The sequence below is a fragment of the Thiosulfatihalobacter marinus genome, from assembly GCF_016019955.1.
In the GTDB taxonomy this organism is placed as follows: Bacteria; Pseudomonadota; Alphaproteobacteria; order Rhodobacterales; family Rhodobacteraceae; genus Shimia; species Shimia marinus_A.
The window spans coordinates 76,280-102,815 of the sequence record NZ_JAECRZ010000012.1; the positions used below are offsets into that span (position 1 = coordinate 76,280).

At 58.5% G+C, this 26,536-nt stretch carries 22 protein-coding genes; 8 read left to right on the forward strand and 14 right to left on the reverse strand.

The annotated features are described in order from the left end of the window. Positions 1 to 237, forward strand: a 237-nt coding sequence (locus tag I3253_RS15870; protein ID WP_197918804.1) for a DCL family protein, incomplete at its 5' end; no start/stop codon positions are given. A 231-nt stretch (positions 238 to 468) separates the two neighbouring features. On the opposite strand, the gene I3253_RS15875 is transcribed toward I3253_RS15870, so the two are convergent. Beyond that, positions 469 to 744 (reverse strand): WGR domain-containing protein, encoded by a 276-nt coding sequence (locus I3253_RS15875; protein WP_007120621.1) that lies wholly within the window; start codon positions 742 to 744, stop codon positions 469 to 471. A 174-nt stretch (positions 745 to 918) separates the two neighbouring features. On the opposite strand from I3253_RS15875, the gene I3253_RS15880 reads away from it, so the two are divergent. After that, complete coding sequence (locus I3253_RS15880; RefSeq protein ID WP_040701697.1) at positions 919 to 2,340, forward strand: phospholipase effector Tle1 domain-containing protein; 1,422 nt, start codon at positions 919 to 921, stop codon at positions 2,338 to 2,340. Positions 2,341 to 2,358: 18 nt separating this feature from the next. On the opposite strand, the gene I3253_RS15885 is transcribed toward I3253_RS15880, so the two are convergent. The 5 genes from I3253_RS15885 to I3253_RS15905 all read right to left on the reverse strand — a co-directional run bounded on the left by I3253_RS15885 (position 2,359) and on the right by I3253_RS15905 (position 8,511). Beyond that, positions 2,359 to 4,266 (reverse strand): type IV secretory system conjugative DNA transfer family protein, encoded by a 1,908-nt coding sequence (locus I3253_RS15885; RefSeq protein ID WP_084353827.1) that lies wholly within the window; start codon positions 4,264 to 4,266, stop codon positions 2,359 to 2,361. Between the two features lie 16 nt (positions 4,267 to 4,282). Continuing rightward, positions 4,283 to 6,223, reverse strand: a complete 1,941-nt coding sequence (locus I3253_RS15890; RefSeq protein ID WP_084353828.1) for a relaxase/mobilization nuclease domain-containing protein — start codon at positions 6,221 to 6,223, stop codon at positions 4,283 to 4,285. Further along, complete coding sequence (locus tag I3253_RS15895; RefSeq protein WP_232272178.1) at positions 6,216 to 6,929, reverse strand: helix-turn-helix domain-containing protein; 714 nt, start codon at positions 6,927 to 6,929, stop codon at positions 6,216 to 6,218. The genes I3253_RS15890 and I3253_RS15895 overlap by 8 nt, the downstream gene beginning before the upstream one ends. A 432-nt stretch (positions 6,930 to 7,361) precedes the next feature. Continuing rightward, a complete protein-coding gene (locus I3253_RS15900; protein ID WP_165198475.1) occupies positions 7,362 to 7,538 on the reverse strand; it encodes a hypothetical protein in 177 nt (58 codons plus the stop codon). Between the two features lie 634 nt (positions 7,539 to 8,172). Continuing rightward, the gene (locus tag I3253_RS15905) at positions 8,173 to 8,511 is read right to left on the reverse strand and encodes a DUF736 domain-containing protein (RefSeq protein ID WP_037207756.1); all 339 of its coding nucleotides are present in this window, start codon (positions 8,509 to 8,511) and stop codon (positions 8,173 to 8,175) included. A 582-nt stretch (positions 8,512 to 9,093) separates the two neighbouring features. On the opposite strand from I3253_RS15905, the gene I3253_RS15910 reads away from it, so the two are divergent. Then, complete coding sequence (locus I3253_RS15910) at positions 9,094 to 10,017, forward strand: SIR2 family protein (protein WP_143514619.1); 924 nt, start codon at positions 9,094 to 9,096, stop codon at positions 10,015 to 10,017. A 9-nt stretch (positions 10,018 to 10,026) separates the two neighbouring features. Continuing rightward, positions 10,027 to 11,772: an ATP-binding protein gene (locus I3253_RS15915; RefSeq protein ID WP_197918805.1), complete on the forward strand. Its 1,746-nt coding sequence runs from the start codon at positions 10,027 to 10,029 to the stop codon at positions 11,770 to 11,772. A 43-nt stretch (positions 11,773 to 11,815) separates the two neighbouring features. Here I3253_RS15915 and I3253_RS15920 read toward each other — a convergent pair whose 3' ends face one another. From I3253_RS15920 to I3253_RS15945, 6 genes are all read right to left on the reverse strand, one after another. Continuing rightward, on the reverse strand, positions 11,816 to 13,987 hold the full coding sequence (locus I3253_RS15920) for a DEAD/DEAH box helicase (RefSeq protein WP_197918806.1): 2,172 nt from the start codon (positions 13,985 to 13,987) through the stop codon (positions 11,816 to 11,818). Between the two features lie 5 nt (positions 13,988 to 13,992). Next, positions 13,993 to 15,300 carry an ATP-binding protein gene (locus tag I3253_RS15925; RefSeq protein ID WP_197918807.1) on the reverse strand — a complete coding sequence of 436 codons (1,308 nt, stop codon included), beginning with the start codon at positions 15,298 to 15,300 and terminating at the stop codon, positions 13,993 to 13,995. Then, positions 15,293 to 17,821 carry a tellurite resistance TerB family protein gene (locus tag I3253_RS15930; RefSeq protein ID WP_197918808.1) on the reverse strand — a complete coding sequence of 843 codons (2,529 nt, stop codon included), beginning with the start codon at positions 17,819 to 17,821 and terminating at the stop codon, positions 15,293 to 15,295. Before I3253_RS15930 ends, I3253_RS15925 begins: the two co-directional genes overlap by 8 nt. 537 nt (positions 17,822 to 18,358) lie before the next feature. Further along, positions 18,359 to 19,384, reverse strand: coding sequence for a nucleotidyl transferase AbiEii/AbiGii toxin family protein (locus I3253_RS15935; protein ID WP_197918809.1), 1,026 nt, complete (start codon positions 19,382 to 19,384; stop codon positions 18,359 to 18,361). Further along, on the reverse strand, positions 19,381 to 19,977 hold the full coding sequence (locus tag I3253_RS15940) for a DUF6088 family protein (protein ID WP_197918810.1): 597 nt from the start codon (positions 19,975 to 19,977) through the stop codon (positions 19,381 to 19,383). The genes I3253_RS15935 and I3253_RS15940 overlap by 4 nt, the downstream gene beginning before the upstream one ends. A gap of 366 nt (positions 19,978 to 20,343) precedes the next feature. Beyond that, positions 20,344 to 20,739, reverse strand: coding sequence for a RidA family protein (locus I3253_RS15945; protein WP_197918811.1), 396 nt, complete (start codon positions 20,737 to 20,739; stop codon positions 20,344 to 20,346). 87 nt (positions 20,740 to 20,826) lie between these two features. Between I3253_RS15945 and I3253_RS15950 the strand changes: the two genes are divergently transcribed. Further along, complete coding sequence (locus I3253_RS15950; protein ID WP_197918812.1) at positions 20,827 to 21,570, forward strand: helix-turn-helix transcriptional regulator; 744 nt, start codon at positions 20,827 to 20,829, stop codon at positions 21,568 to 21,570. Between the two features lie 273 nt (positions 21,571 to 21,843). After that, entirely contained in the window at positions 21,844 to 23,214 is a 1,371-nt protein-coding gene (locus I3253_RS15955) for a transposase (RefSeq protein WP_197918813.1), read from the forward strand. A 308-nt stretch (positions 23,215 to 23,522) separates the two neighbouring features. On the opposite strand, the gene I3253_RS15960 is transcribed toward I3253_RS15955, so the two are convergent. Then, positions 23,523 to 24,242, reverse strand: a complete 720-nt coding sequence (locus I3253_RS15960; RefSeq protein WP_197918814.1) for an MBL fold metallo-hydrolase — start codon at positions 24,240 to 24,242, stop codon at positions 23,523 to 23,525. Between the two features lie 92 nt (positions 24,243 to 24,334). Between I3253_RS15960 and I3253_RS15965 the strand changes: the two genes are divergently transcribed. After that, positions 24,335 to 24,724 carry a winged helix-turn-helix transcriptional regulator gene (locus I3253_RS15965; protein ID WP_197918815.1) on the forward strand — a complete coding sequence of 130 codons (390 nt, stop codon included), beginning with the start codon at positions 24,335 to 24,337 and terminating at the stop codon, positions 24,722 to 24,724. 526 nt (positions 24,725 to 25,250) lie between these two features. On the opposite strand, the gene I3253_RS15970 is transcribed toward I3253_RS15965, so the two are convergent. Beyond that, positions 25,251 to 25,961, reverse strand: a complete 711-nt coding sequence (locus I3253_RS15970) for a helix-turn-helix transcriptional regulator (protein WP_197918816.1) — start codon at positions 25,959 to 25,961, stop codon at positions 25,251 to 25,253. 74 nt (positions 25,962 to 26,035) lie between these two features. On the opposite strand from I3253_RS15970, the gene I3253_RS15975 reads away from it, so the two are divergent. Next, the gene (locus I3253_RS15975; RefSeq protein ID WP_197918817.1) at positions 26,036 to 26,497 is read left to right on the forward strand and encodes a YybH family protein; all 462 of its coding nucleotides are present in this window, start codon (positions 26,036 to 26,038) and stop codon (positions 26,495 to 26,497) included. Positions 26,498 to 26,536 lie beyond the last annotated feature (39 nt).

Consider the following 26,536-nt stretch of genomic DNA (forward strand, 5'->3'; position numbering starts at 1 on the left):
TGGGGGAAGGGTCACATGGGTCAATTCTCAATGGAAATTAGGACGCTAACCGGGTCAGTTCTCGGTGGAAATCAACAACTAACGCATCTCATGCATATGCATCCCGAAGCCGCCGAAAAGATCGGCCCGGGAATTGAAAGCTTCAGTGTAAGAACGGCGGATTACGGAACGCGCTGCTTCTGGGTCAACCGCGTCGATGGAACGACAGAAAAATTCTCCTTTCGAGCGTGTTACTGATCATCAACACAGAGCTGCCATCGGCTATCGCTCATTAATTGGCTCGTATTCGAGTTTATGCTCTTCCTGGTGTGCGGTGACCTGCCACTGGGCTCTGATCCAGCCATGACTGGTGCCCGGTTGGTCTTAAGCTGCCTACGGATTCTGGACCGCCGAAAGGTGGAGGATCCGGTTGCCGAAAACAAACGCGAAATACATGCTATGCGAAATCTTCTTCTCTAAAATTCAATCTTAGTTCTGCGCCACGGCTGCCCTATACCCTCGCTGCTTTTTGCTAGCATGGAGCTTCATGAGCGCCGTGACAGCCTTGCCCTCGTCATCATGAAATTCGATCATCATCTGCCCTCGAAACCCGATACGGCCCCATTCCCGCACGAGGCATGCGCCGCCAAACAGGTCTGGTTGAACACTCATTCTATAGAAGCGCCGCATGTTGATAGACAGGTCGACCCGCTTGAGATCGACTGTCGTCGGGAACACTTCCATTTGCTGCATCGTATCCAACATATTGGGCAATCCCTTCTCATGTGTCACAATATCAGGTAGACATATGTGTTTCCACTATGTTCTAATTTTTCCCGACTCGGGCGAAACATTTCCGCTGCACTCTCTCCTAGCTTGGCAGAACTGCTGCAGGTTTAGGATTTTGACTGTACTTCGTGTTCTTGAATAGGGCGACAAATGGTAAAGAACATCTGCATATTCTCGGACGGAACCGGCCAGATGGGTGGCGCCAGGCCAGACCAACGGCTGTCGAATGTTTACAAGATGTATCGAGCCATGCGTCCCGGCCCAGATTCACCAATTAGCCCTAAGGACCAAGTGGCTTTTTACGACCCGGGCTTGGGAACAGGAGAACGCGGTGGGTTTTTCGGTCGGATCAAGCCCATCCTGGAAAGCGCCGTCGGAACTGGCATCGACCACAACATAATCGATTGCTACGAGCAGATCATCGCCCATTACGAGCCCGGCGACCGTGTGTTGCTGTTTGGGTTCTCGCGCGGGGCCTACACAGTAAGAGCACTTGCAAACGTTATGAACCTCTGCGGTGTCCCGACGCAGATGCCAGATGGTTCGCCGGTCCCGCGTTACGGCCCCGGATTGCGCAAGATCGCCAAGGACGCTGTAAAATTCGTGTATAATCACGGTGCTGGAAAACCGCGCGGACAAGATCCTTACTTCAAGAACCGTGAAGAACTCGGCAAGCGATTTCGCAAGAAGTATTCGAGCTTTCCGCTCGTAGGCGAAGAAAATCAGGGAAACGTTCAGCCAACATTCATCGGGGTCTTCGACACGGTGGCATCACTGCGAACGGCAGTTGTCCGCACCTTGGTCTGGGGCGTCACGTTCGGGGTCGGGGCGGCTTTGGCCGCAGGCGTTGCACTCGGATGGTCTTGGCTTTTGGTTGTTCCGCTTGGCGTACTTCTAGTCGCGCTTCTTTGGCAGCTAGGTTCCCTGTTGCTCGACAACTTCAAGTATTTCTCGGACGATCCCGAGCGCAAACTGAAGCTCTGGCGCCCAACCGATTGGCCGCAGATTCTCAAGACGGGTCATTTCGCGGCTTGGAACAAGCGCAACTACGACAAGTGGCTGGATCCCGATGTCCAACACGCCCGTCACGCCATGGCGATCGACGAAGACCGTGCTGACTTTCCAAGGGTTGGATGGGCATCGAAGGCGGCCGCGATTGAGACCAAAGATCGAGAGCCGAAGTGGTTGAAGCAGGTCTGGTTCCCGGGCTGTCATAGCGACATCGGTGGAAGCTATCCTGAGGCAGAGTCCCGCCTGAGCGATATCGCCCTCGATTGGATGGTCGACGAATTGAAAGACTGCGTGCCGTCGATCCAGATCAACGAGAACGTCTTGAACCGCGCCCCTGACCCTCTGGGTTTGCAGCACCGCGAAGACGCGATGGTAGCATTTGGCCCCCTCCGCATCCGCTGGAAGAAGGGAATTCGCGCAGTTGGCGACGACTTCCCGCTCCATCCTTCAGTCGAAGAGCGCATGCGAGCCAAGGCCGTCGCCCAGTGTGGCGAGGTCAAACCCTACCGACCTGCCCAATTGAAAGAGCGACGCGACTTGAAATTCTACTACGACGAATAGGGGACTAGTCGACGGCGCTCACCCTCCCAACAATTCCTCGATGAAGTCCTCCTGCCGGTCGAGCGCCGCCTTCCAATCCTTCGGCACGGCGGCTTCCCTTTCGAGCGTCTCGGGCTCGGGCTGCCCGCGTCCGGCCTCAATCGGCATCACGCTCATCGCGCGCGCTTCGCGCCGCTGCGATCGATCCCGGACAGGCGCACGTTCGGCTAGTTTCGCCTGGTCGTCTGCGCCGACCTCAAAGTCACCGCCCCAGGGCCCCACGCCCTGCACACTCGGCGGATAGGGGAACGGCTTGCCGTCCTGGCGGGCCAGCATGTCCTTGAAGAACGGATCGTCGTAATACTTGATCCGGCTAGCCTTGATAGGGTGCTGGGGCGAAGCGAGGATTATGACCTCGTCGGGATCCATGAGGCGCGCTTCCGTCTCGGAAAGTAGCGGCCGCTCTTCCAGACGCGCCGAGGTCGAGGTCGCGCCAAGGAAGCCCTTGTTGCGACCGTACATCCGGGTCACCGCCTCGCGGGTGGTGCTGCCGACCGCGGCGGAGACCTCTTTCACCGTGCGCTGGTCCCGCGGGGTGATGTAGAGCTTCAGCCCTGCCCCGTTCTCGAGACTTTCACGGCCCTCGGGCCCGTAAATCCGATCAAGCGAAGCCAGCGACTGCGCGATCATCGCGACGCGGCCGCCATAGCTTGCCAGCGAATGGATCGCCCGCTCGAGATAGGGCATCGCCCCCATCTGCTGGAATTCGTCGATCATCATCATGACCGGCCAGGGCTCGTCCGGGCCGGGCTCGTTCAGCCGGATCGAGGCGATGAGATCGGCGAACATCAGGCGCAAGAGCGGCGCCAGCGTCGCGATGTGATCCTCGGACACCGCGATGTAAAGCGACTGAGGGGTCTTCCGGAAGGTCGAGAAATCGAAGTCGCTCGCCTCGGTGGCCGAGCGCACCGCCGGGTTGTCCCATTGCTTGAGACCGGCCGTCATCAGCGCCTGAATGTTCGAGGTCAGCAGCCGCGACGAGGCTGAGGCCGCATTGGTCCAGAGCTCGCGCAGGATGTCTTCCTCGGCCTCGTCGGCATAGGTCTTGTACTGGGCGTTCTTGTATTCGCCCCCGGCGACGATCTTGTTCACCTCGCCGAGGTTCGGCGTGCCGCGTTGGATCGCCAGCAGACAGGCCGCAACGAAGATCGACTTGCCGGCCTCGGAAAAGGTGTCGAGCGTCTTGTTGTCCTTGTCGAGGAAGAGGTCTGCCAGGATCGAGACCTCGGTGAAGCGCTGCGCGAATGTCGGGGCCTTGGCAATCCGCGCAAGCGGGTTGTACCGATGCGTGGCATTGGCCCAATCAAACGGGCTGAACCGATAGACCTCGTCGCCGTTGAGCGCCCGGAGCCGCGCGGTCTTCTCGAAGTTCTCGCCCTTCACGTCCAGCACCACAACCGAGCCCGCAAAGCTCAGAAGATTCGGGATCACGAAGCCAACCCCCTTACCGGCCCGGGTCGGCGCGACCATCATCACATGCGGGATGGTGGTCGAGGAGATGAACTCAGCTTTGGACGTCGGGGCTCCGAGCTTGCCACAGACAAAGCCCTTGCCAGGCGCTTGAAGCATGTCGTTCTTCTTCAGCTCCGCCTTGGTCTGCCAGTGGGCCGAGCCATAGTCGTCCCGCTCCTTCTTCCAGGTCCAGGCAAGCGCCAGGGCGCCGAGGCCAATCGCCCCGAAGCCTACGGCGCCAAACCCCACCTTGAACGCTTCGGGATGCGCCGCTCGGGTGCCCGCGCTGGCTTTCCAGAGCGCCAGCATGTCAAAACTACCAAACCCGGTTTTCAGGGCCAGGGTCAGGTAGAAGGCGGCGACGATGGTGCCGATGACGGCGCCGCAGATCACCCCGAAGAGGAGCGCGGCCCAAAGGGGGAGTGTCTTGGTCATGGTTGTCATCTCCCCCTTAGAATTCCATCTCGTCATCGAGACCACGATCTAGTGTTTTGTTTCGGGCAAGTTCACGCCCCATTTCCTGCGCCTCTTGCTGGCCGCGCATCCGCGCCACCTCCGTCGCCTTGTCCTGCTGCAACCCGGCGGCGCGGTCGGTGAAGACTTGGTCGCCGGTCTCCTCAAACGTCATCTCGAGGAATTCCTGCGTGACGGTGATCTGGTCGAGCTTGCTCGGAAGGGCCGCGTCCAGCACCTCGTAGTTGCCGCGGCGAAGTGCAGCCAAACCCTCCTCACCCAACTCCTTGAAGAGCTCGGATTGCAGGGTCCGCTCAACCACCTCTTCCTGTTCCTCGGTGAGCTTGCCGTCCCGAAGCATGTCGGCCAGGTCCTGCAGGTAGGGATTGGGCGTCCGGTCGTCTTCGTCGATGAGGGGCAGTGTCGCCTCCTCTTCGTCCGCGAGGGTTCGGCCGATCTCGACGCCCAGTTCCTTCGCCCGCTCCATCAGTGCGTCCATCACGCCGTCGACCTTTTCGAGCGCGGCATCGAGCTGGTCGTCACTCGCGGTCTCCACGCTGAGACCGTCCTTGGCCAGCACCGCGTTCATGTCGCGCTCGACCCAGTCTTGCGCCATGCCGTAGTTGCGCGTGCCGCCGGCAGTGATCCGGGCTACCAGCTCCTCGCTGTCCATGCCCACCTCCTCGGCGCGCTCGAGCACGTAGCGCAGCCCCTCGTCATTGCCGGATTGCAGCGCCGCAATCAGCACTTCGCTGCCCGCCCCCGGCGGATAGGGTTCTTCGAGCTGCTTTCCAAACCGTGCGCGCAGCTCCGGGTCAGGCACCATCTGCGAGAGGTCCGCGATGATCGGCGCGGCCTTGGCCTCGAAGGCGGCGCGCTCGGCCGGGTCCAATTCCTCGGCCTTGAGCCTCAGCGCCTCGATCGTGCGCTCGGAATAGTCGATCGCATCACCGACGGTCTTGATGTCCTTCATGTCTATCTCTCCTTCGGTGAAGTTCCAGGGCGTGCCGGAGCCGAGACCGTCTGCCATGCCGCGCACGGCGCGCGCCATGTGACGCTGGTCCATCCGGTCCAGCAGGTCGGCGAGGTACTTGTAGTCCTTGGCGAAGCCCACCACCTGCGCCTGCGCCATGGCGGATTCCTGGGCCGTCATGACGATCTCGCGCGGAAGGCGGGCCTCTTCCTTGGCGCGGTAGATCTCCTCAATCCCGGCGGGCTTCTCGAAAATGCCGCGCTCGAGCCGGGTGGTGGCGTCGAGCGTCACGCCGTAGCCTTCAGCGATCTCGGCCTGCTTCTCGCGCATCAGCTGCGGCGACATCACGCCCTCGGCCCAGCAAGAGAACCAGGTGCCGTTTTCGACGCCGCGATTGTTCAGGATGATATGGGCATGCTTGTGCGCCCGGTCGTCATGGACCGCGAGGACATAGTCCCACTGATCGCCATATTCCCCGCTCTCGAAGAAATGCTCCGTCCAGTCCATGGCGATGTCGCACACCTGATCGACCGTCACGTCGGTCGGGAACGAGAGCAGCATGTGCGAGGTGAACCCGAGCTTGGTCGAGCCGCGCCAGGTCCCGGCCCAATCCTCGATGATGTCTTCTTTCTGCTCCTCAGAAAGCACCGCCGCATCGGTCAGCGCGTTGGTCATCGTCGAATAGGTGTATACCGCCTTGTCGTTGATGTAGGAAATCTGCGCCCCGAGGCTACACCTCGTCTTGCAGCCTCCTGCCCGGATCCGTTTGAACACCGCAGCCCGGCTCTGCCCTGAAGCCACTTTCAGCGCGTTGCGCGCCGACATGGATCCGACGCGCGAGAAACTTCGCCCCTGCCGACGCCCCGCCAGCCGCGCGTCGATCCGCGCCGCGGCCTGACCCCGGATACGCTCATCCTCCCAGAGCCGGCCCATGACCGAGGCATAGAGGGCGAGCGGATCAGCCATTCCTGACGAGCCTCAAACCTGTCACGGTCTCGCGCGGGGTGCCCTCCAGAACCGCGCCATCCGCCCCCTGCCCTTCTTCCCTTTGCGGCCACTCCTGATGACGCAGCGCTTGCGCCGCATCCTTCATCCGGCCCATCTCACGGCTCATCGACTGCGCAAGATCGAGCAGTTCGATCAGCACTGCGCGATCCGCCGCCGAGACCTCCAGCCGACCGCGATGGACCGCCTTGGCGAGCACCATGCCAGCGTCGCTCACATCCTTCGCCTGTCGCCATGCGGCGCAAAATTCGGCGACCAGATCACGGGGCACATCGAGGAAACCGCACCGTCCGCGCAGCACCGCATTGAGCGCCTGTGACCGGTTGGAAAAACCCCGTTCGCGCCACTCGGCATCGAACGCTGCAAGCTCAGACTGACTAGCCCGGAAAGCCACTGTCTCGCTCGGATCGCGCGCTGCGATCCCCTCGCCCGCCTCCTCTTTCGCGAGCCGGTTCACGTGGCGCGGAGAGATACCGAACGCCGCCGCCAGCTCCTTCGCGCTCTCGCCCGCCGTGAAGCGCCGCGCCACTTCGATGCGCTCTTCAAGCTTCAGGTTTTTCGCTGGCCTCGGCACTAGGGCGTTCTCCCGCTGCCAGAAAAAGATTGCATGCGCAGACGCGCGCGAGGCAGCGATTGCTCGCAATCGCTTTCGCGTGCGGCGGAGCATTCAGCTTTGCGGGAAACGCCCATGACAGACCCCTCGGACAAAATGTGCAAACATTGGCCATATCCTGCCAACGTCTTCCTTCTCTCCTTTGCTTATACTTCAATACATCACATTGCGCAATATAACGTTTTGCATGCTGTGTCTTTTTGCTGGCAATAGGGTGCAGTCAAGACTGCTCCGCAGCGCGACATGGAACGCCGCCGTCCTCATCGATGCGCGGCAATCTGGTCGAATTAATCTGCCTAAACTTGCGCTGGAGCAGCACGCGATGTCAGGCAAACCGAGCGCCCGAGCCGGTAACGGATCGGGCGCGAAGAACACGAAAACGGCCCGCGCGAGATAGCGCGGGTCCCACCATTCGAGGGCGTCACGAAGCTTCTGAGAGACGGTGTCAAACCCCTGCGGATCAGTAGACCCGCAGGGGTGTCTGGGTCAGTGACCCAGTCCCTGAGAGCGCAGGTCGTCGTAGCGGCTGCGGGCGATCAGCGCCTCGGTCTCGAGGCTGTCGAGTGTCTCGGGATGGGCGTCTTCATCAAACGCGGCGAGGTAGGCATCAAAGGCCATGTCGGCTTGCAGTTCGGCGAGGTCGATGGATTGTTCGAGTGTCATGGTGTGATCCTTTCCGTTGATCGTCGTTGGACGGATCGTGGAAAAGACCGGGGGCATGAGAGCGGGCTGCACCCGGCACGGGGCGGAATGAAATGGAGCACGCCGGGGGCAGGTTTGTTGTGAGCGGTGCACCGCAGCGCTCAAGGCGCAGCCGTCCAGAAACCTGCCCCCAGCGTTGCCGGCCGCTCGACCCCGGGCTAGCGATCTGAGAGGCCAACAGGTCGACGGAAAGGCGCGCGACGGTGGCCCTGACGTGAGACGTCGCCCCCCGGACGCATGACGTTGATCTGCGGTTTACACCCTCGCGGCAAAGGGTGAGTTCGGCACCCTGGAAGCCTCGCCAACACGACCCAAGCGCGGGTTGCTCGACTGAGAGAAGGGGTGCGCTTACCTCGCACAGTGGGCTCCCATTTTTCCCCTGCTGACTTTCGGCTCACCCTCGGGTTCGCGCGATCCACTCTGTCCCTCAACAGAACGATCAAAGCTGCTTCTGCGATCGATCCAGTCAGACTATCCGCCTCGGTGTCAGCGTCCGAAATATGCCGCATCCTTCTGACACGGGTTTCGGACCCGAACCGCTGCCATTCCTCATAACGAGAAATAGCCAGACCGCCGGAGCGGTCTGGCCCTTGGCTTAGGCGGCGTCTTTCGGGCCCCAGGGGATGACGGCCTGCAGGGACAGATCGTCCTGGTTCGCGGCCTTGCCGAGGTTGGCGTTGAAGCCGTGGTCGCGGATGGTCAGCGTGTAGTAGTCGGCACCGGTCTCCTTGTTCTGCTTCTTCCAGATGCCGCCGCACTCGACCAGCTTGCCGCGCGGGGAGCGGCCGAGGACGCGGTGCGTGGGGGCCATCGGGTTCGTGCTCGCGACGGGCTCGACCGTGATGTCGAGGTCGAAGGTCAGGGTCGAGATGGAGCCTGTGCCCTTGGCGGTCTCGATGTCGGCGCTGGTGAATTTGATGCAGTTCGTGGTCATTGCTCTTCTCCTTGTTTGCGTTGCAATGATGGTCACCTTGCAGCTGGCCAAGGCCCGGGCACACCGAAGGCGAAGCGTAGCGGAGAGGGGCAGGTGCCGGTCTTTTTGCTCCGCGAGGAATGACCCGCAGGGTCAGGGGAAAAAGATCGGCGGCAACCTTTGTGGACGGGACGACAGCTGCGACCAGCATGTCATGCAACTCAGACAAAGGGAGAAGTGCGTTGGCCGCTAAGGAAGGATGGTGAACAGCCGTCAAAGATGCCAGAGGGCGCATGTTGATGCATGGATCATAGCTGGAGCAGGCATTTTCGGATCCATGTCACTTGCCAGATTCCCGACGCACCCACCTTGCGACGACAGCGAAAACTTGCTGTGACAAAGAAGTGCTACCGGGGGTATCGTAAGAGCGAAATTTTGGACCAAATCGTTTTCGGGCACAGACAAACTAAGCCGAAGTACAAGAAGTGAGGCAAAATAGCTTTGGAACTAGAAGAACTCGCAAAGCAGTGCCAAAACTGTGCACAGCATAGCCCAGTGATAGTCTTGGGCAGCGGGGCCTCGATACCGCATGGCATTCGTGGCATGGGGGATTTGGCCGTTTGGCTCCGCGATAATGTACAGGCCGACGATGGACCGGAAGTCGATGCCTGGACACTTGTTAGAACAGCCTTGGCCGCTGGAGATCATTTAGAAGCAGCACTAGAAAACAAGCCTCTACCCGACTCCTTGGTTGTCAAGATTGTCCGAAGTACCTGGGACTTCATCGCTCAGGGCGATTATAGCCTGCTCAAATCAGCTATAAAGACCGAGACCATTTTTCCGCTCCGCACCCTATTCACAGGTTTATTCCGAAGTACAAACCGCAATATCCATGTCGTAACAACAAACTACGACCGCGTTGCAGAGTATGCAGCCGATTCAGGCGGCTACATCCACAACACGGGTTTCCTTCCGGGCTATCTGCGACGGGCCGATGGGGCGGAGAATCTGATTTTCAAACAAGGGGCCAATTTGGCGCGGACGGTCACAGTCTGGAAAGTCCACGGGTCTCTTGATTGGTTTTCAGACCCGCATGGGGGTGTGATGTCGCTACCGATGACGAGCGAGTTGCCCGATGGTTTGGTTCCGTTGATCGTCACGCCAGGTGTAAGCAAATATCAGCGGACGCACGACGAGCCCTTTCGGAGCGCGATACAGGGCGCCGATCGTGTGTTGAGTGCCGCGACCGCATTCATTTGCATAGGATACGGGTTCCGCGACGGCCATATCCATCCGAAGCTGATGACGCGTTGTCGTGTGCATGACGTTCCCATCCTTGTCGCAGCGCGCACCTTAACGCCCGAAGCCAAGGATTTTCTCAAGAACAACGCCGGGCGTCACTACCTCGCGCTCGAGAACCACGATGAGGGGACGATGGTTTACAACCGTGACAGCCCAGACGGTATTGTTGTTACCGGGGGCAAATATTGGGAGTTGCCTGCATTGAACGAATTGATTGGGTTTTAGGAGGAAGAGTTGGGCATACTTGATTTCAACGATAATGAAAGTCTCGGCAAAATTATCGCCGTCGATACTGCCACTGTGACGGTGCGAGTCGATGAACTTGAACGCCTCAAACGGATTCAGGTCAATCGGTTGACCGCGATCAGAAGCTCGAAAGCCGGGCAGCACTTAATCGGGATAGTTTCGCGCATCACACGCAAGGCAGGTGACGAAACTGCAATAGATGGGGCTGAGGAGGATCCGGAAGCCACGCTCCCCGAAAACAACCTTGTTCGGGTCGCTCTGATTGGAACACTCGTAAACAAAGAGGGGCTGAAAGAGAACGTCTTTAAGCGCACCCTAGAGACTGTGCCCGAAATCGATGCGGATTGCTTTTCCTTGGAAGGTCAGCGCCTGACAGACTTCATGCAGGTCATTTCGCAGGTTTCCGGCGACGGCCCGCAGCTTGATCTTGGTCGCTATGCATTGGACGAGGACGCGCGGGCCTTCTTGAACGGCAACCGTCTGTTCCAACGTCATGCCATCGTGGTCGGTAGCACTGGCAGCGGCAAATCATACACAACTGCGCGGCTCCTAGACCAGATTGCCGGTCTTCCACAAGCCAACGTAATCTTGTTCGATATCCATGGTGAGTACCAGACCCTCGATAGCGACGAGTTTCGGCATCTACGCATCGCTGGGCCGGGGGACATTGGACACGATCGCCGACTGGCCGACGGTGTTCTGCATCTACCGTTCTGGCTTCTCGGCTATGAGGCATTGGTCGCTTTGTTTGTAGATCGGTCCGATCAGAACGCTCCGAACCAAGCCATGCTCATGACGCGCTGTATCACCGATGCGAAGCGCGCAATGCTTGATCCGGGAAAACACGCCGACATTCTTGCAAATTTCACTATCGATAGCCCCGTGCCTTTCGATATCGACGGTGTCCACAAGCAACTATCTGACTTGAACGAACAGATGGTTCCGGGTGCTAGCAACAAGGAAAAGCAAGGGCCATACTTCGACAAGCTGAGCCGCCTGATCGCACGATTTGAAGCCAAACGAAATGATCGCAGGCTTGGGTTCATATTTCAGCCGCCAGCAGCCTGTATGGATATGGCCTGGCTGTCGGAGGTAACGCATTTCCTGATAGGCGGGCGCGGATCGCAAGCTGATGGCAAGGGTGGGATCAAGATCATCAATTTCTCGGAAGTGCCGTCCGACATCCTGCCGCTCATGGTCAGCTTGATTGCTCGGCTGATATTCACAGTCAGCCAGTGGACGCCACCAGACAACCGTCATCCCATCGCATTGTTCTGCGATGAGGCACATCTGTATATCCCGGAGCGTGCATCGTCAGAGTCAGCCGATGAGATCTCTGTCGGGATTTTCGAGAGGATCGCCAAAGAAGGCAGGAAATACGGTGTTGGACTAGTGGTTATCAGCCAAAGACCATCCGAAGTGAACCGCACCGTTCTGAGCCAGTGCAACAATGTCATTGCGATGCGGCTGACCAACGGCGACGATCAATCCGTGATCAAACGGTTGCTGCCTGACAGCCTCGGCGGGTTTGGTGATCTTCTACCGGTCCTCGACATCGGTGAGGCATTGGTGGTCGGCGATGCGAGCTTGCTTCCGACGCGAGTTGTGGTGTCCGAGCCGCGCTTCAAGCCCAATAGCGCGACAGTCAATTTCTGGGATCGTTGGAGTGACGCGGCACCAGTTGCGGGAACGGAAGATGCCGTCCTTTCTTGGCGGAGACAAAGCAATCACTAGCCCTAGGAGCGATGAAAACAGTCAACGAGTATTGCCGCACATATTATGCTGGGACGATTCTACCGACCATCGCGGTAAGAGTATCGGGCGCAAGCTTGGAAGAAATTGCATCCAACTCCAAGAGGGGCTGCGACAGGTAAGGATGAAACTTCTCCGACATTAAATTCCCAGCTCCAGCGAACAGATCGACAGGTTCGCCAGATCGAATGTGCGCTAGTACCGTTTGAAGATCGGGGGTTTCGTCCCCGGCCTCCACCATCAGAAACCCGTCATGCAGTTCGACCGAAAACCCCTCACTTCTCAGTGCTAGCGCGAGGGTTGATGTCTTCACAGTACCGACCCGCGTCGCAATGACTGATGTATGCTCGCCAATGGTGTGTAGGTTATTGGCCCTAAACCCCAGCTGTTCATAGTGAGCACGCGCTTCCTCGAGCATCATCAAAGAGACTGTATCCATGTAAGCTGGGCTGGAATCCCCCTCGAGCACGGCGAACATTCGGTCGATCACTTTGTCATGAATGTCCCCCGCATCGCCGCCGAAGACGGGCGGCACACCAGCCTTCGCGGGTTTGACGACGATGACCTTTTCACGATCATGGATTTCTTGAACAACCCAACGTCGCCCAGAGAATATTAATAGCATCCCAGGGGCAAGAACATTATCGATCGGCAGGGTTCCAAGGTCCCGCCCCTCTGCGACCAACCGGAATTCCTCAGGCGTCTGAAACACCGCATAGAAGCTGTAATGCTCAACCAGTTTTTCGCCCGCGGGTCCCAAAAGCAACAGCCCGCTGCCGACCTGTTCGATCAAGCCGGTTGAAGGATGACCGATCGCACGCAAAACATCTGTGAATATTTCGGTTGTGACCTTCCGAAAGGGGCCTTCGCGGCAGAGCACATTGTAGACCACGCTTGCAGACGCACCGCCGCGCTGCGCTATGACTGACAGTATCTGGTGGACGAGCGTCGAGAGATGAAGCGCCTGAGGTTTTGGAGGTTCGCACCAGCCTTCCAGCAGCAAGTCTATCATCGCGATGGACCTGATCAGGCCGAGGCGAAGACGATCCACGAAACTGCTCTCCGGCGTCAACTTGGCTTCGACAGCATACTGCCTGAGAATGGCCGGCTGTCCTTCACGCCGGCCTGATCGGCCAAGCCGTTGTCGCAACGCCGCGACGCTGAATGGCGCGCCGATTTGAGCCACGCAGGTCACGTCACCGATGTCGATTCCAAGCTCGAGCGTCGATGTGCAAACGGCTGTCGTCGGTTTCGCAGGGTCCTTCAAGCGCCGCTCAACGAAGTCACGGTGTTCTCGGGAGAGGCTCGCGTGGTGGGGATAGAATTCCTGTGGCAGGTGCTCCCGTTCGCAAAGCTCCCGCAACCGATCTGCGTAAATCTCGACCCGTTGGCGCGCTCCGGCAAAGACCAGGTTGTCGCTGCCTCGAAGATGCTTGAACAGATGGGCTGCTATCGCGTCCGTTGCGGATGGGCTATTTTCATCTTCATCGCCGGAAAGGTAACCGCGAAGCTGAAGCTTCAATTCAGCCTCGCCGCCATCTGCTTCGATCAGCTGGACAGCGTTTGCGGCGTCAGGGCGAAGATAGGCCTTAGCGAGGTCCATGTCGCCTAGCGTAGCTGACAGACCTATCCGACGGATTGGGCGCTTTATCGCGAGCTCGAGCCGTGTGAGCAGTGAACGAAGCTGGACACCGCGTTCGCTATCCAGAACCGTGTGCAGTTCGTCGATCACGACCGCACGTGTCGCCCCAAACAGGCGGGCAATTTCCAAACCGCGACGAATGAAAAGCGCCTCAAGAGACTCTGGGGTTATCAGCAGGATCCCTTTTGGAGATTTCAACGCACGCGTCTTGATCGATTGCGAGACATCCCCGTGCCAGGGAACAACCGGAAGCTCTGCTTCCTGGCAGATGCCCTCCAGCCGCATTGCCTGGTCTGTGATCAAGGCTTTCAGCGGGCCGATGTAGAGTAGGTCGAAGCCGGTGCCGCCCGACGGCGCGTCAAGCGCCTGTGAAATCAACGGCAGGAACGCCGCCTCGGTCTTTCCGCCCGCCGTGGACGCCGCAACGATCAAATCGGCGTTGGTCTCGTAGATCGTCCGGATGGATCGCGCCTGGATGTCGCGAAGTTCGCGCCATCCTTTCTGGCGTATCCATTTCTGCACAGGCCTCGCCAGTTTGTCGAACGCACTGCTCATCGGCGTCAGAGCTTGAAGCTGATCAGATCATCGTCACCGGGGTCTTGGGCACCAATCGACTCGTCTACCTCGGTCATGTCTTCGCCGAGGTCTTCGGAGACTTTGATCTTTTCGATCAGATCGCTCCACTCGACACCGGGGTTTTGCTCGAGCACGGAAAGCAGGTTCACGAAGGCCGTCACCGTATTGCGCGGGGTGCGAAAGTAAGCTTCACCGATCCGGTCCGAGCAATGCGCCATGAAGGCCTCGAGCGCGTCGTCCGGCAGAGCACCAGCGTCGCCCTGCATGATCCGCCTGACATTGGCCAAGAGAACGAAGAGGTCTTCTGGGGTCAGGCTGGCGAGCCGGACAACGGGTCCTGAAAGGTCGACCAATCCGTCGCGCGCGAAGGTGTTTTCGGCCAAACGCGATTGGAGGGCTTCGTAGCTATAGAGCCCTCGACGGGTGTTCATCAGAAACTCCGGGGTCCCACCCATAAGGAAACCGAGGTTCTCGGCACTGCCCTGCAGCACATCGTTCAGGATCCGGAGGATCTGCTCGTAGTTTGCATTGCGAGCCTGCGACGAAGTGAGCTTGTAGAGGTTCACCATCTCGTCGAGGCCGACCAGCAATCCTTTATATCCCGCCTCGCACACAAATGCCGACATCAGCTTCAGATGGTCATAGACACTGGCGTCGTCGATGATCGTTCGCACACCGAGTGCTTTGCGCGCGTCGGTGCGTGTCGCGAACTCGCCGCGCAGCCATCTCAGGGCCGCGGATTTCAGCTCGTCGTCGCCTGCTTCATGGCCTTCCCAATATCGACGGATGACTTCCGCGAACTCAAACCCCCCGGTGAGTTCTTCGAAGTGGCCTAGGCGTTCACGGATGACAGACCCTGTTGGCAAATCCCGTTCTTCAGCGTCTCGGTGAGCTTGGCTGACAAAACGCTCCACCACGCTGGCCAATGCCCCACCATCGGGCTTGGTCCGCGTCGAGAGGTTTCGGGCCATCTCGGCATACAGCCCCCGAGCTTGTCCGCCGGTCGCGTGAATGCGGCGATCCGGCGCCAGATCCGCGAACATCACGACCAGACCTTTCTCCAAGGCGACGAGGCGGATCAGGTTCATGAAGAACGTCTTGCCCGATCCGTATTCCCCGATGATGAACCTGATTGCCGATCCGCCATCGGATATCCGGTCCATGTCTTTGACGAGTTCTTCAATCTCTCGGACGCGGCCAACCTGGATGTGACGCAGGCCGAGCTTGGGCACGACCCCGGCCCGAAGCGCCTGTACGATTGCATCGCGTTCACGTGGTTTCAACTTAGACATCCCTGCCCTCCGCACTCATCTTTTCTCTTACCGCCTCCGCAATCGCCGGAGACACGTCATATCCATCATACTCGTCGAGAAGCGCTTCATCGTAGGTCTCAAAAGCCCATTCATTCACGGCTTCCAAAGCCCCGGACGCCATTAAGCCATGCGAGGCGCAGATCGTCTCGAACTCGGTCTCAGACCAATGTTCCCGAGTAACCAGTTCGAGAACAAGGGCACCGTGTTTCGGGTCAAGCCCTGCCAGCTGGCTTTGGCTGGCAGGCCCAGAGGCACCACTTTCTTCCTCTTCAACATCGAAAATCTGACCGAGGACGGACGACACGCGCTCGGTGTCCGAACGGATTGCCGCGATCCGCGAAGCGTCGAGCTTCGGTCCGCTGGCTTTTTCAAGCGCGGGTATAGCTTCGCCCGGGCGACCCGGTTGCGAGGCACGAACGGTGCGTGGACCATCCGCAACTTCGCCAGCATGCAGGTCCGAGTAGGCCAGCGCAGGATCAAGGCCCAAGGCCTTGTAGATCTTCTCGATGCTTGCGACTTCGTCGGAGTGAATAATGCCATCGGCATGTGCTGCACCTACCAGCGATGCCCGCATAGCGGCTTGGCTGTCTTGGCCCACCTCCTTCAATTTGCGCCGCAGAAGCGTCATGTCCGGTGGCACGGCCAGGAACCATTCAAGGTTTGCACGCAGCCTGCGGCGTTCCTGATCGCTGAGGGCCGCGGCAGCAACTTGCTCTTCCAACGCCCTGCGTTCAGGCTCCGCGATGCGACCATCCGCATGAGCAACGAACGACCCAAGTGCCAATTCGATCAAGGCGCTTCGATAGCTGTCGGAAACGTCCTCCAGTCGCTCGATAGGCTCGCCCAGACGAAACAGCACAACAGGCTCTTCCGCCTTGGGCGACCGGAGCGCAAACCGAGGGTCGGGCGCCAGACCAAAACCGAGGCGCGCGAGCGCGTCGGCCGCTCCCGTCATTTGCCGTTTCCCGATCTTCTCGTTCGTTTCTCCCTCCAGACGTCCGATCACCTCTTCAAGCGGCACCAATCCCCCCCGATCGACGATATCGGCAGCCCAAGATTTCAAGCGGTTCATTTCCTCCGATGGGAAGGAATCCCACAGTTCAGAGGGCAATAAGGCATGCGCTTCCACGCTTCCGCGGCCATCAGGATTTCGGCCCAGGAAACGGCTTAGTTTGTCGAGGTCGTTCATCACCTCGTCAGCCAATTCCTGGGCAATCTCAACCGGTTTGCGCAGGCCTGAGATATCCGGGACCGGCTTGCCGTCGACTGTTGGGTTGGCGGACCCCTGAAACTCGCTGGAGGCGGCCCGATAGGATGCCGTGAGTGATTTCCGGGGTTTGGTCACTTTGAGCCCATCAGGAAAACGCCGATCAAACCGCATACGGAAAAGAGCGACGAACTCGTCACGACACCGCGTTGCGGGAGTTCTCAGATTTGTTTCCGGATGGCAGATGAACCAACTCAGCAACCAGTCAGCTGTCAGGTTCTCGCCTTTGTCGATCCGAGCTCCGATTGCGTATTTGAGTGAGAACGGAAGTTCCCAGCCCTGCTTCTCGAAAATCGGCTCGATAGCGTCGAGGTCGGTTACAGCGATCAATGCTACGTCAAGAAACTCACCAAGATAACGCTGAACGGAGTGATTGTCGTGGTAAAGCGACTTTAAGCGACGAACCTCCTGAACTATTGCCTTTGCGTCTTCCTCTGACTGATCGACGAAAAAGCGGCGTTCCAAGCCGTAGAAATAGAGAAACATATATCCAGCATCGAACCATGCATCCTTTCGACCACCTGCAAGCCAATTGAGATACGTCGCTCTGCATTCCGGGGAGATTTCCGAGTAGCTTGGCCAGTAGGGTAACCCGCTGCCAGCAACATCGGCACCCAACTTTGCCACTTGCAGCGAGGGATCGATATAGGCTCGGCACTTTTCACGATAGCCCTTGGTGTTCAGCAAGGGAGGCGTGCCGACATAGACCATCCCGCCGATGTTGCGGCCGGCCACGCTAGCTGTTTCGCTAGACGGGACCCACCCACTTTTCGATGATCGGGCCGATGCGCTCGATGCCACTCGCGAGGGCTGGTTTCGTTCAGCGGCCGCCGAAAGAGCTGGCGCCGCAGACTTTCCAGCGCGAACGATTTCGGCGTAGTCCTGCTTAGGTGCGGAATAGGCCTGAACGGCAGCCGGTGTTTTGGACGCAATGGCTTCGCGAGTTCGTTCGCGCTCACGCTCGATACGCTTGTCATAGGCACTTGGGCGCGGCACCGGTTCAGGTCGGGCGGGTAGGTTTTTGGAACTTTCCTCGGCTTGCGCCTTTGCAGCGACTTTCCGCGATCTCCGTTTTTCTTGCCACCAGACCAGAATGACGGGAACACCGAATGCAAACAGCATCTGGCCGCCAACCGGCCATCCCTGAAGCATTGTGGTCACCACGACCATGCATAAGAAAAAATACAGGACGAGAAAGAATGCAATTCGGAAAAACTTGAGTATTGAAGACATTATCGGAACCCTCTCCGAACCACACTATTTTGCACAGCCATCTTTGCAACGACTAACGTCATGGTTGAAGCACTTCCCATGCTTTATGCTTGATTGGGCCGATGGCCACATACATCTGTTCGCACCGTTGAGGGCGCACCCCCGCCCCAGCGACCGTAACCGAACGGCCGAGATGAAGCGTTGCCACGACCATGCGACGGCTGGTCGGGCTGGCTCTGGAAGAGACTGCACGGCCAGCGGTACTTCGCAGGGAGAGGCGGCGTTTCAGCTCGGGGAGGGCGGCTGTCTGCAGCCGGCCGAGTAGGGCGCGGTCCTGACCAAAGGGCAGGAGGGGCCAAGATCATTAAAACCTAAACTTTGCACATCACAAAAACCTAAACACCGCTGGAGACACCTGGCAGTCCCCAACAAAGCTGACATCGATTTGAAAGCCGGTTTGACGTGTTTCGTTCTTGCTCACCATGGGTATGCAACGAGGCCAGAAGCTGAACCTTCTGGCAATCACAAAGACGCCGAAAGCAAGCAACGTGCCCCACATCACTCTGGACGCGAATTGGCCTTATCTTGAAGATCCATCAGACGAGCCATTAGGGCATCGAAAGCGATGGCGTCTGACTGAAGCAGTCCCGCTTCCTGCATTTTCCGGTAATCTTGGGCCAGCGCCTCCAGGGCCGCCCCCTCTGGAATCAGGCAAAGCGCCCCTGAGACGGCGTCGGCATAGTTTATCGTCGCACCCGCGCGGTCGGTTTCGCGGAAAAAGTGCTGTTTGTGCTTCGCAACATCTTGAGCAAGCGTCTTATCCTCCAGCGCCTGTGCAGCGATACCCACAGCCTGCAGACGATCAAGATCGTACCAGTGACGCGCATAGCGGTCGCCGCCTCGAAACGTGCCCCGCAAGCAGTAGGCATGGATGGCCGTCGCCTTCTCCCAAAACGTCCGTTCGGCCATCATCACACGAGGCATGGCAACGGGCGTAAACAATTCAGGTAGCGCCCCAGAGAGGTCGCAAACCACTTCGTGAAGCTGCGCCGGTTCACCTGTGGACCTGGCGCCAAATTCCAACAAGACCGAGGATCGAACATATCCGCTGCCGCTGCGCACCGCGTCGTAGTCCAGATAGATCTTGTCACCTTCTACACGGTTTTCCGCCAGGAGCGCCGCTGCCTTGACCTTGTCCGACAACATGGGGGCCACTTTTGACCCCACCCACTCGCCTAAGCGACCCCGAACAGCTTCGGTCCATTTCTGAGCTTGCGAGCGGCTTGGCGGATATGGATCCTCTCCATCTTTGATCAGATCGGGAATGATTTGCCTGATGTCATATGTCAGGTCGACATCCTCTGAAAACCGGTCGATCGCCTTGTAGACCTTGGAAAGCGACGTTCCGCCCTTGAAAACCAGGTGTTCGCCGAGATCACTGTCGAACAAGGCGTTAAGAACCCAAACGACCCAGACGTCCTTTTCCAACAGGTCTGCAGGCCGCCCCAGTTTCGAGGCGGCCACTTCGAGCGCGTCAATCTTGTCTTCGCGCGCCAGGGAAAAGTAAGTTTGGCTCTCTGTCATTGCGATGGCGCGAGCGCGCTAAGTTCCTTGGCCATCCAGGTTGGCGCAGAGGCTCGAAGGCTCAGAAGCTCGCGCTGCTCCTCTTCGTTCAACATCGCCTTGATACGCCTCAAAGCCTGAGCAGCTTCGGTTTTGCCGAAATAGGCGAGCGCCCGAAAGGCGTGCCCAGCACGACTGTTGGGTGCACGAAGCTGCCAGCTCGGCACATGTTTAAGCTCGACGCTTTGCGCTCCGAGCTTCAGATGACGGCTCGGCCCGGAAGTCCAATAGACTTGGCGGGATGGATTCTGTGTCGAAATACCGAGCAGGTTCGCTGCCGACGCACCGCTTTGCGACACGCGTTCACCGGTTGATTTCGCAATATGCTCAACCACGGCTTCAACCGAGGGCGCCCGGTTACCGAAGCGGGTTTTCACAGGCAAGGCAAACAATCCGCGTCTCACACGCAGAAGCTCCCCACGCCGAACCAAACGCGACAGCGCCTGGTCGACCGCGGCACGCTCTCCGAGGTGCAACAACTCCCGCGCCGACAGGGTCGCACCCTCCGGCAGCGCTTCAGCATAGGCCTTGATCGCTTGAGATGTGGTTTGCATGTTCGTCTCCTAGTGTCAGATATATAGCTTGGTTTCTGACGGTTTTCAAGCTGAAGCTTCCGTGGGTCAGTCTAGCTTAGGACCAGATCGCACTATTGGGACACCTTCCCCGAGCCTCTGAGGCACAAGGAGGAGATTCATGACGACGGCAAATCATGACCAATTGGGTTCGCGTTGTAAGGCCCACATCGACCAAGCGACAAGAACGGCCCATTGCTGCCGTTGACCAGCCAATCTGATGCTGCGGTGCGGCTCGTCAGACCGGACTTTCGCTGCGACTGCTAAATCATCGAACATGCGAATTCACAGTTCGCGGGACGAAACGGCCATTTGGGTTTTGAAACCAAATGGCCGCTGTGACTGGCTTTACGCCATTGCCATTGCTTCAATTTCGAACAGCAAGCCGGGGATCGCGAGGCGGGTAACGCCCAGTAGGGTCATCGGCGGTGCGACCCGATGGGGTCCGAACCGCATGCCCATCAGGTCAAAGTTCTTCAGCGCCTCGTCGACATCAGTTGCATAGACACCGAGCTTGACCACATTGCCAAGATTCATGCCCGCCCCTTTGAGAACGGCTTCAAGGTTGTCCAAGGCTAGACTGATCTGTGCGCGCATATCGCCTGGATGCTGGGGGGCGCCGTTTTCGTCCACTGCGGTCTGGCCCGCGCAAATCACTTGCCGCGTCGCGCCGTCGATCACTTCGGCCTGATTGTAGCCCAGTTTGATCGACCAGTCCCAGGGGTTCACTGCCGTCCGTTCCATGTCGCAATCTCCTTGTTTTCAGTTGCTGGAATCGGTGTAGAGCGAAATGGTGCCAAATATTGTCACCATTTGTGATAGGGTCGAGATATGAACGTGAGACTCAGACATGACGCCATCGTGCGCAGCCTTCGCCGCAACGGCACGTCGACTGTTGACGCGCTGGCCGAAGAGGTTGGTGCCTCCCGCCGGACCGTGTTGCGCGATATCGGCGCATTGCGGGACGAAGGCTATGTGATCCATTCCGAGGTCGGCCGCGGCGGTGGCCTCCAGCTTGACCCTCAATCAATGCAGCCACGGGCCAAGTTGTCCGTGCCCGAAGTGTTCGCGCTGCTGATCAGCGTCGCGGCAATGCGAGCCGCCGGGAATTTACCCTTCTCGGAGCTTGCCGACGCGGGGTTGGCCAAGATCGAAAAGGCCTTGCCGTCGGACAAGGTGAAAGACCTACGCGCGTTTTTGGAGTGCCTGCACATCGGCCAGCTGTCACCTTTGCAGGATTTGTCGGATATGGGGAAAATGGACCCCGACCTCCTTGTGGCCTTCGAGACGGCGTTTCTGGGCCGGCACTTCATCCGGTTCGACTATAGCGATGCAAAAGGGCGCAAGACCGAGCGGCAGGTGGAACCGCAAGCCATGCTGATCCTGCCCCCCCTATGGTATCTCGTCGGCTGGGACCCTGCTCGCGACGACTTCCGCCATTTCCGAATGGACAGGATCAGCAACCCGGAAGCGGTTCCGACTACAAGCTTTCGCCGTCGGCATGTGCCGTTCGAAGATGATGTCTGTCCTTACAGCGAATTGCGCCCGGAGCGTCGAAGCAGTCATTCGTGGTAAATGCAGCATCCGACACATTGGGCTCATTCGCCGCCGTTAGATCGGTTGCAGCATGTTCGAGCAACGGATCGCATTGGGCCCGGCAAGGACGGCCCTTACCTGCCGGTCGGCCTCGCCCCATGCTGCCTGGCAGCATTCCCTGAAGCAGACACTGGTCAGTGCTGCAGCATTCTCGCGCCGCAGATGACCGCAATGCGGAGATACTGTTGAAAAAGTCTGTTGCCTGGCGTTCGGGGCTTTGATTCACTCGATCTGGGAGTGGAGGGCATCGCAATGATGGGGCCAAGGCAAGTCGCGCAGGGCGCGCTGTTTTACGAGTTCTCGATCGAAGGGTTTGTGCCTCTGGATCACCCGGTGCGCGGTATCGACCGGTTCCTCGATCTGTCTCATGTGCGGTCGCTGCTGGCGCCTTTCTACAGCTCTGGCGGCCGCCCGTCGATCGATCCCGAACTGATGATCCGCATGTTGCTGCTGGGCTATTGCATGGGCATCCGGTCCGAGCGGCGGCTCTGCGAAGAGGTCCATGTCAATCTGGCGTATAGGTGGTTTTGCAGGCTCGATCTGACCGACGCGCTGCCCGATCATTCGACATTTTCAAAGAACCGCCACGGCCGCTTTCGCGAGAGCGGGCTGTTCCGGCATCTGTTCGAGACCGTCCTGCAACGCTGCATGGATGAAGGTTTGGTCGGCGGTCACAGCTTCGGTGTCGATGCCAGCCTGATCCCGGCGAATGCCAATCAGACACGCGGCATCGACAGCAAGGAAGGCCTGCCGCCAAACCTCACGTCCCGCGCCGTGGACGAATATCTTGAAACACTCGACGATGCGGCCTTCGGCGCAGCAACCGACGCCATTCCCAAATACGTCTCGCCGGTGGACCCGGCCGCGCGCTGGACGGGTGCCGATGGCGGTGCCGCGTATTTTGCGTATTCCACCAATTATCTGGTGGATCTGGACAATGCCGTGATCTTGGATGTCGAACCCACAGCTCCGATCCGACCAGCGGAGGCGCGTGCCGCGCGGGACATGATTGACCGGGTGCAGGCACGCTTCGGCATCAAACCCGGCAAGCTTGTCGGCGATACAGGCTACGGATCGGCCGAGATGCTGGGCTGGCTGGTGGAGGACCGCAAGATCGCACCTCACATCCCGGTCTGGGACAAATCGAAACGCACCGACGGCACCTTCTCGCGGGAGGACTTTGCTTACGATACGACCGCCGACAGGTATACGTGCCCTGCCGGAAATACGCTCGAGACGTCCCGCCGGAAATTCTCGAAGCCGCGCCCCGCGAATGTCAGCAAGGACGGGTTGATCCGCTACCGGGCGCGCAAACAGGATTGCGACATCTGTCCCTTGAAAGCGCAATGCTGCCCGACCCAACCTGCCAGGAAAGTGCTCCGATCCGTTCACGAAGCAGCAAGAGACATCGCCCGCGACATCCGCAAAACCGACGCCTACATGACCTCGTTCATGCAAAGGCGAAAGGTCGAGATGCTTTTTGCCCATCTGAAGCGATACATCGGGCTGCAAATGATGCGACTGCGTGGACCCAAAGGAGCAACCGAGCAATTCCAGCTCGCAGCAACCGCCCAGAACCTCCGCAAACTGGCCAAATTGGTGCCCGTGCCAGCCCCCTCATGAGAGGGACTAGCAACCGGCTCGCTTTGGATGCTGGTCAGAACGCTTCGATCGGCGACTTTTTCAACAGTATCCGGACAAAGCGGACGTTTAAGGAAGAATTCGGCTCTTGTTTTTGTTGAGGGTGAGGTGAATGCGTTTGGAATTTCCACTGCTAGGCTTGATCAGTGAGCGCTCGGTGAGGGGGATGATCTCGGGGATCGTCTTGAAGTAGCGAAAAGGGGAGCGTTTTGTCATCCGGGCAGGCTAGATCGGCGCCCACGTCGCCTTAGGCCAAGTTCTTCCGACAATACCCACCAGCTACTTGCTGACTAAAATTTAGATGCTTCCAGGCGGGCGATGTGTTTTCGAATGGGCTCAACACCCAGCGGGCCGCCATGGCCGAGATAGAACTGAGTACTGTCGTGGGCTAACAAGTTCTTGAGCGCCTCGGCCACTAGAAGAGGCGACTCTTCGAACGGTGGCTGCATCGGTTTTTCCTTGATCATTATTCCACCCAGCAGGATACCCGACGCCGCAAGATCTCCTGCTATGACTCTGCCATCCTTGATCAGCACCGAAATTGAGCCCGGAGTGTGACCAGGCGTGTGAAGTATTCGGGCCGGAATGCCAACCTCTGTCAGGTCAGGCATTTCTGTTGAACAGACAATATCCGGGGAAAAATAGGCAAACGGTCTTTGGATCGCTCCAGTTTTGCGGAACAGCCTTCCAAATAGACTGGTAGGCCGCAGTACCGGCGGTGCGCCCAGGAAAAGGGGCAAGTCAGCTTCGTGCCCGACGAGTGGCGCTCCAGTTAGCTCCTGCAGTTGCAATGCTGAGCCAGCGTGGTCAATATGCGCGTGGGTCAATATGATCATACGGATATTTGACCAGTCCAAACCGTTCTTTTGCAGCGCTTTTTTGACCAGCGGTGCAGAGTTCGGAAGCCCGGTATCGACCAGAATCACATTTTCGCCTCGGATCAGAAGGAAAGCGTTTAGCATTCCGAATGGAAGCATCCGAATGGTCTCAACTTTGGTTTTGCTTGGCATCCGAATCGCCTCTATCTAGTTGCTGTGGAATCGACATTTCATGGTTGGAAGTTTCACTCAATTAGGCACTATTTTGTAACCGGAGGGCGGATATGGACGGTTCTGAACAGCGCCCGATACGCGGGTTTCTATCATCGAGGGGCGAGTGTCCTGTTGCCGAAACGCTTCGGGCGCTAGGCGGAAAGCACAAACCCAATATCCTGCATGCGCTGTCGAATGGAGAACAGCATTTTCTCGAGCTCACTCGCTCCCTTCCAGGGATCAGCCGGAAGGTTCTGACCGAACAACTCCGCGAATTAGAAAAGTTCGACCTTGTCGAACGCGTAGAGAAGAACGACGCAAGGCGGCACGTCGGCTACGCGCTGACGGCAAGGGCCTTAGCGTTGGGCGGAATTGTCTCGCAACTGTCCGCGTGGAACGAGGCGGGATTGGAAAAGTTCGGCGGTCCAGATCGAGGAGACCGTCCGTTGAACCCGACCTAAGGCGTGAAAACGCATTGCTTCTCATCTCGATGGTTGAAACAGGATTTCAGTCACTAACCCATTCATCCTGAATGACCGCAATGGGCTCGAAGCTGCCTTGCAGCGGTGCAGCGCCCAAAATTGCCGCTCTGGGTGGGCTGACGCCGACATGGATGACTGCAGCCAGCCTCAAAGCGGGCCCACAGCCCATTGCTCGAATTTGTGATAGCTGCTTTTCACCGCGCGGTTTGTGAGCCGATTGGATGCGACTGACCGCCATCGAATGACCTGGAGCAGGCGGTCTAATTTTGGAGCGGAGGGTTCGGGCTTATCGGGTTCAGGTTATGCGGCTTGACGTCAATGGATCAACGTCGGCTCTGGATGCTTTGCAGCCTATCCCGATGCGAATCGTCTTCAAGTTGATCCATATATTCCGCAGGTGCCTTGACGTCAGTCAACATACGCACGTCGTTGGTCTGGATTTGGCATGTGTCTCCTGTTGCAACAACGAAAAATAATTCCATAGCCAAGTTGGACACCTGGAATGCTAGCTCACGGGCGTCTGCAAGGCGATCTTGCCGCGCTCAATGTCGATCGCATCCTTGAAGCGCTTACCTCGTTCCAAGCGGAACCGCTTGCCAGTAGTGATCACTGAAGAAATTCGATCCAAGCGCAAGTGCCGAAAATCCTGCGCGGCCTCGCTCCAGATCGTCAGCAGCCAAGCATTCTCGAACAAGGTCAAACCCAAGGGCCGCGCTTCCCTCGTCGAGAGCCGACCTTCAGAGTTCCGGTATCCGATAGTCAGGAATTCCCTGGCCGAGATCGCGGCACGCAACGTCGCATAGGTCGCCGAGTTGCCGTCGCCATACATCGTTCTGGACGGGCCCGCCTCCAGCGCGGGGTCGATCATGCTGTCCTTTTGCCCTTCGCCAAGCACCGAGGATATCTTGGCGGCCGCTCGTACCGCCGCACCGTCTAGGACGGGTGCTGCGCGTTCGTGGACCAGCTTCAGACCAAGGATGATGGCATCCAGCTCGTCCGCCTCGAACCGCAACGAGGGCAGGAAATAGCCCCTCTCCATGACATAGCCCAAACCGCCTTCGCCGCGGATAGGGGCGCCCATCGCCTGCAGATCGGCAATGTCACGATAAATGGAGCGGACCGAGATACCGAGATCAACCGCCAGTGAGGCCGCAGTCACCGGCGTGGAACGCAGGCGCATGACGTCCAACAATCGGAACAGACGAAACAGTCGCAATGGATGGCCCCTGACAGAAACTGTCACAACATACCAGCATGGTCGCCGTACGGAAACCAAAAAGGAAGACCAACATGAAGCTTCAGATCATTGCAGCCGCCGCTCTGCTTGCCGCGACGCTCGCTTCCACAACCCATGCAGAGGACACCATGGACCAAACGAAAATCCTTGAAACCATCTCGGCGATGACCACGGCCTTCGCCGCCGGTGACATCGACGGAATAATGGCAACCTACGAACCCGAAGCGGTCGTCGTCGGCGAGCCAGGCCAGCCCATCGGCGGTGATGCCGCTCTGCGTGCAATGTTCACCGAATTCGTCGCAAGCGGTGTAAGCTTCACCTATGGCGCGCATGAGGTCGTGGTCGCGGGTGATATTGGCCTGCACCTCATGTCCTGGACCGCGCCCGGACCTGACGGGCCGATGACGGCGCTTTCGGCCGCGGTCCTGCGCCGTCAGCAGGATGGAAACTGGAAAATGGTGATCGACCACCCGTTTGGGCCCAACAGGCCCGAGCGTGCATATTTGATCATTTGAAGGAACAATTGGAGAACGTTTTGGCTGTTGACGGTTGTG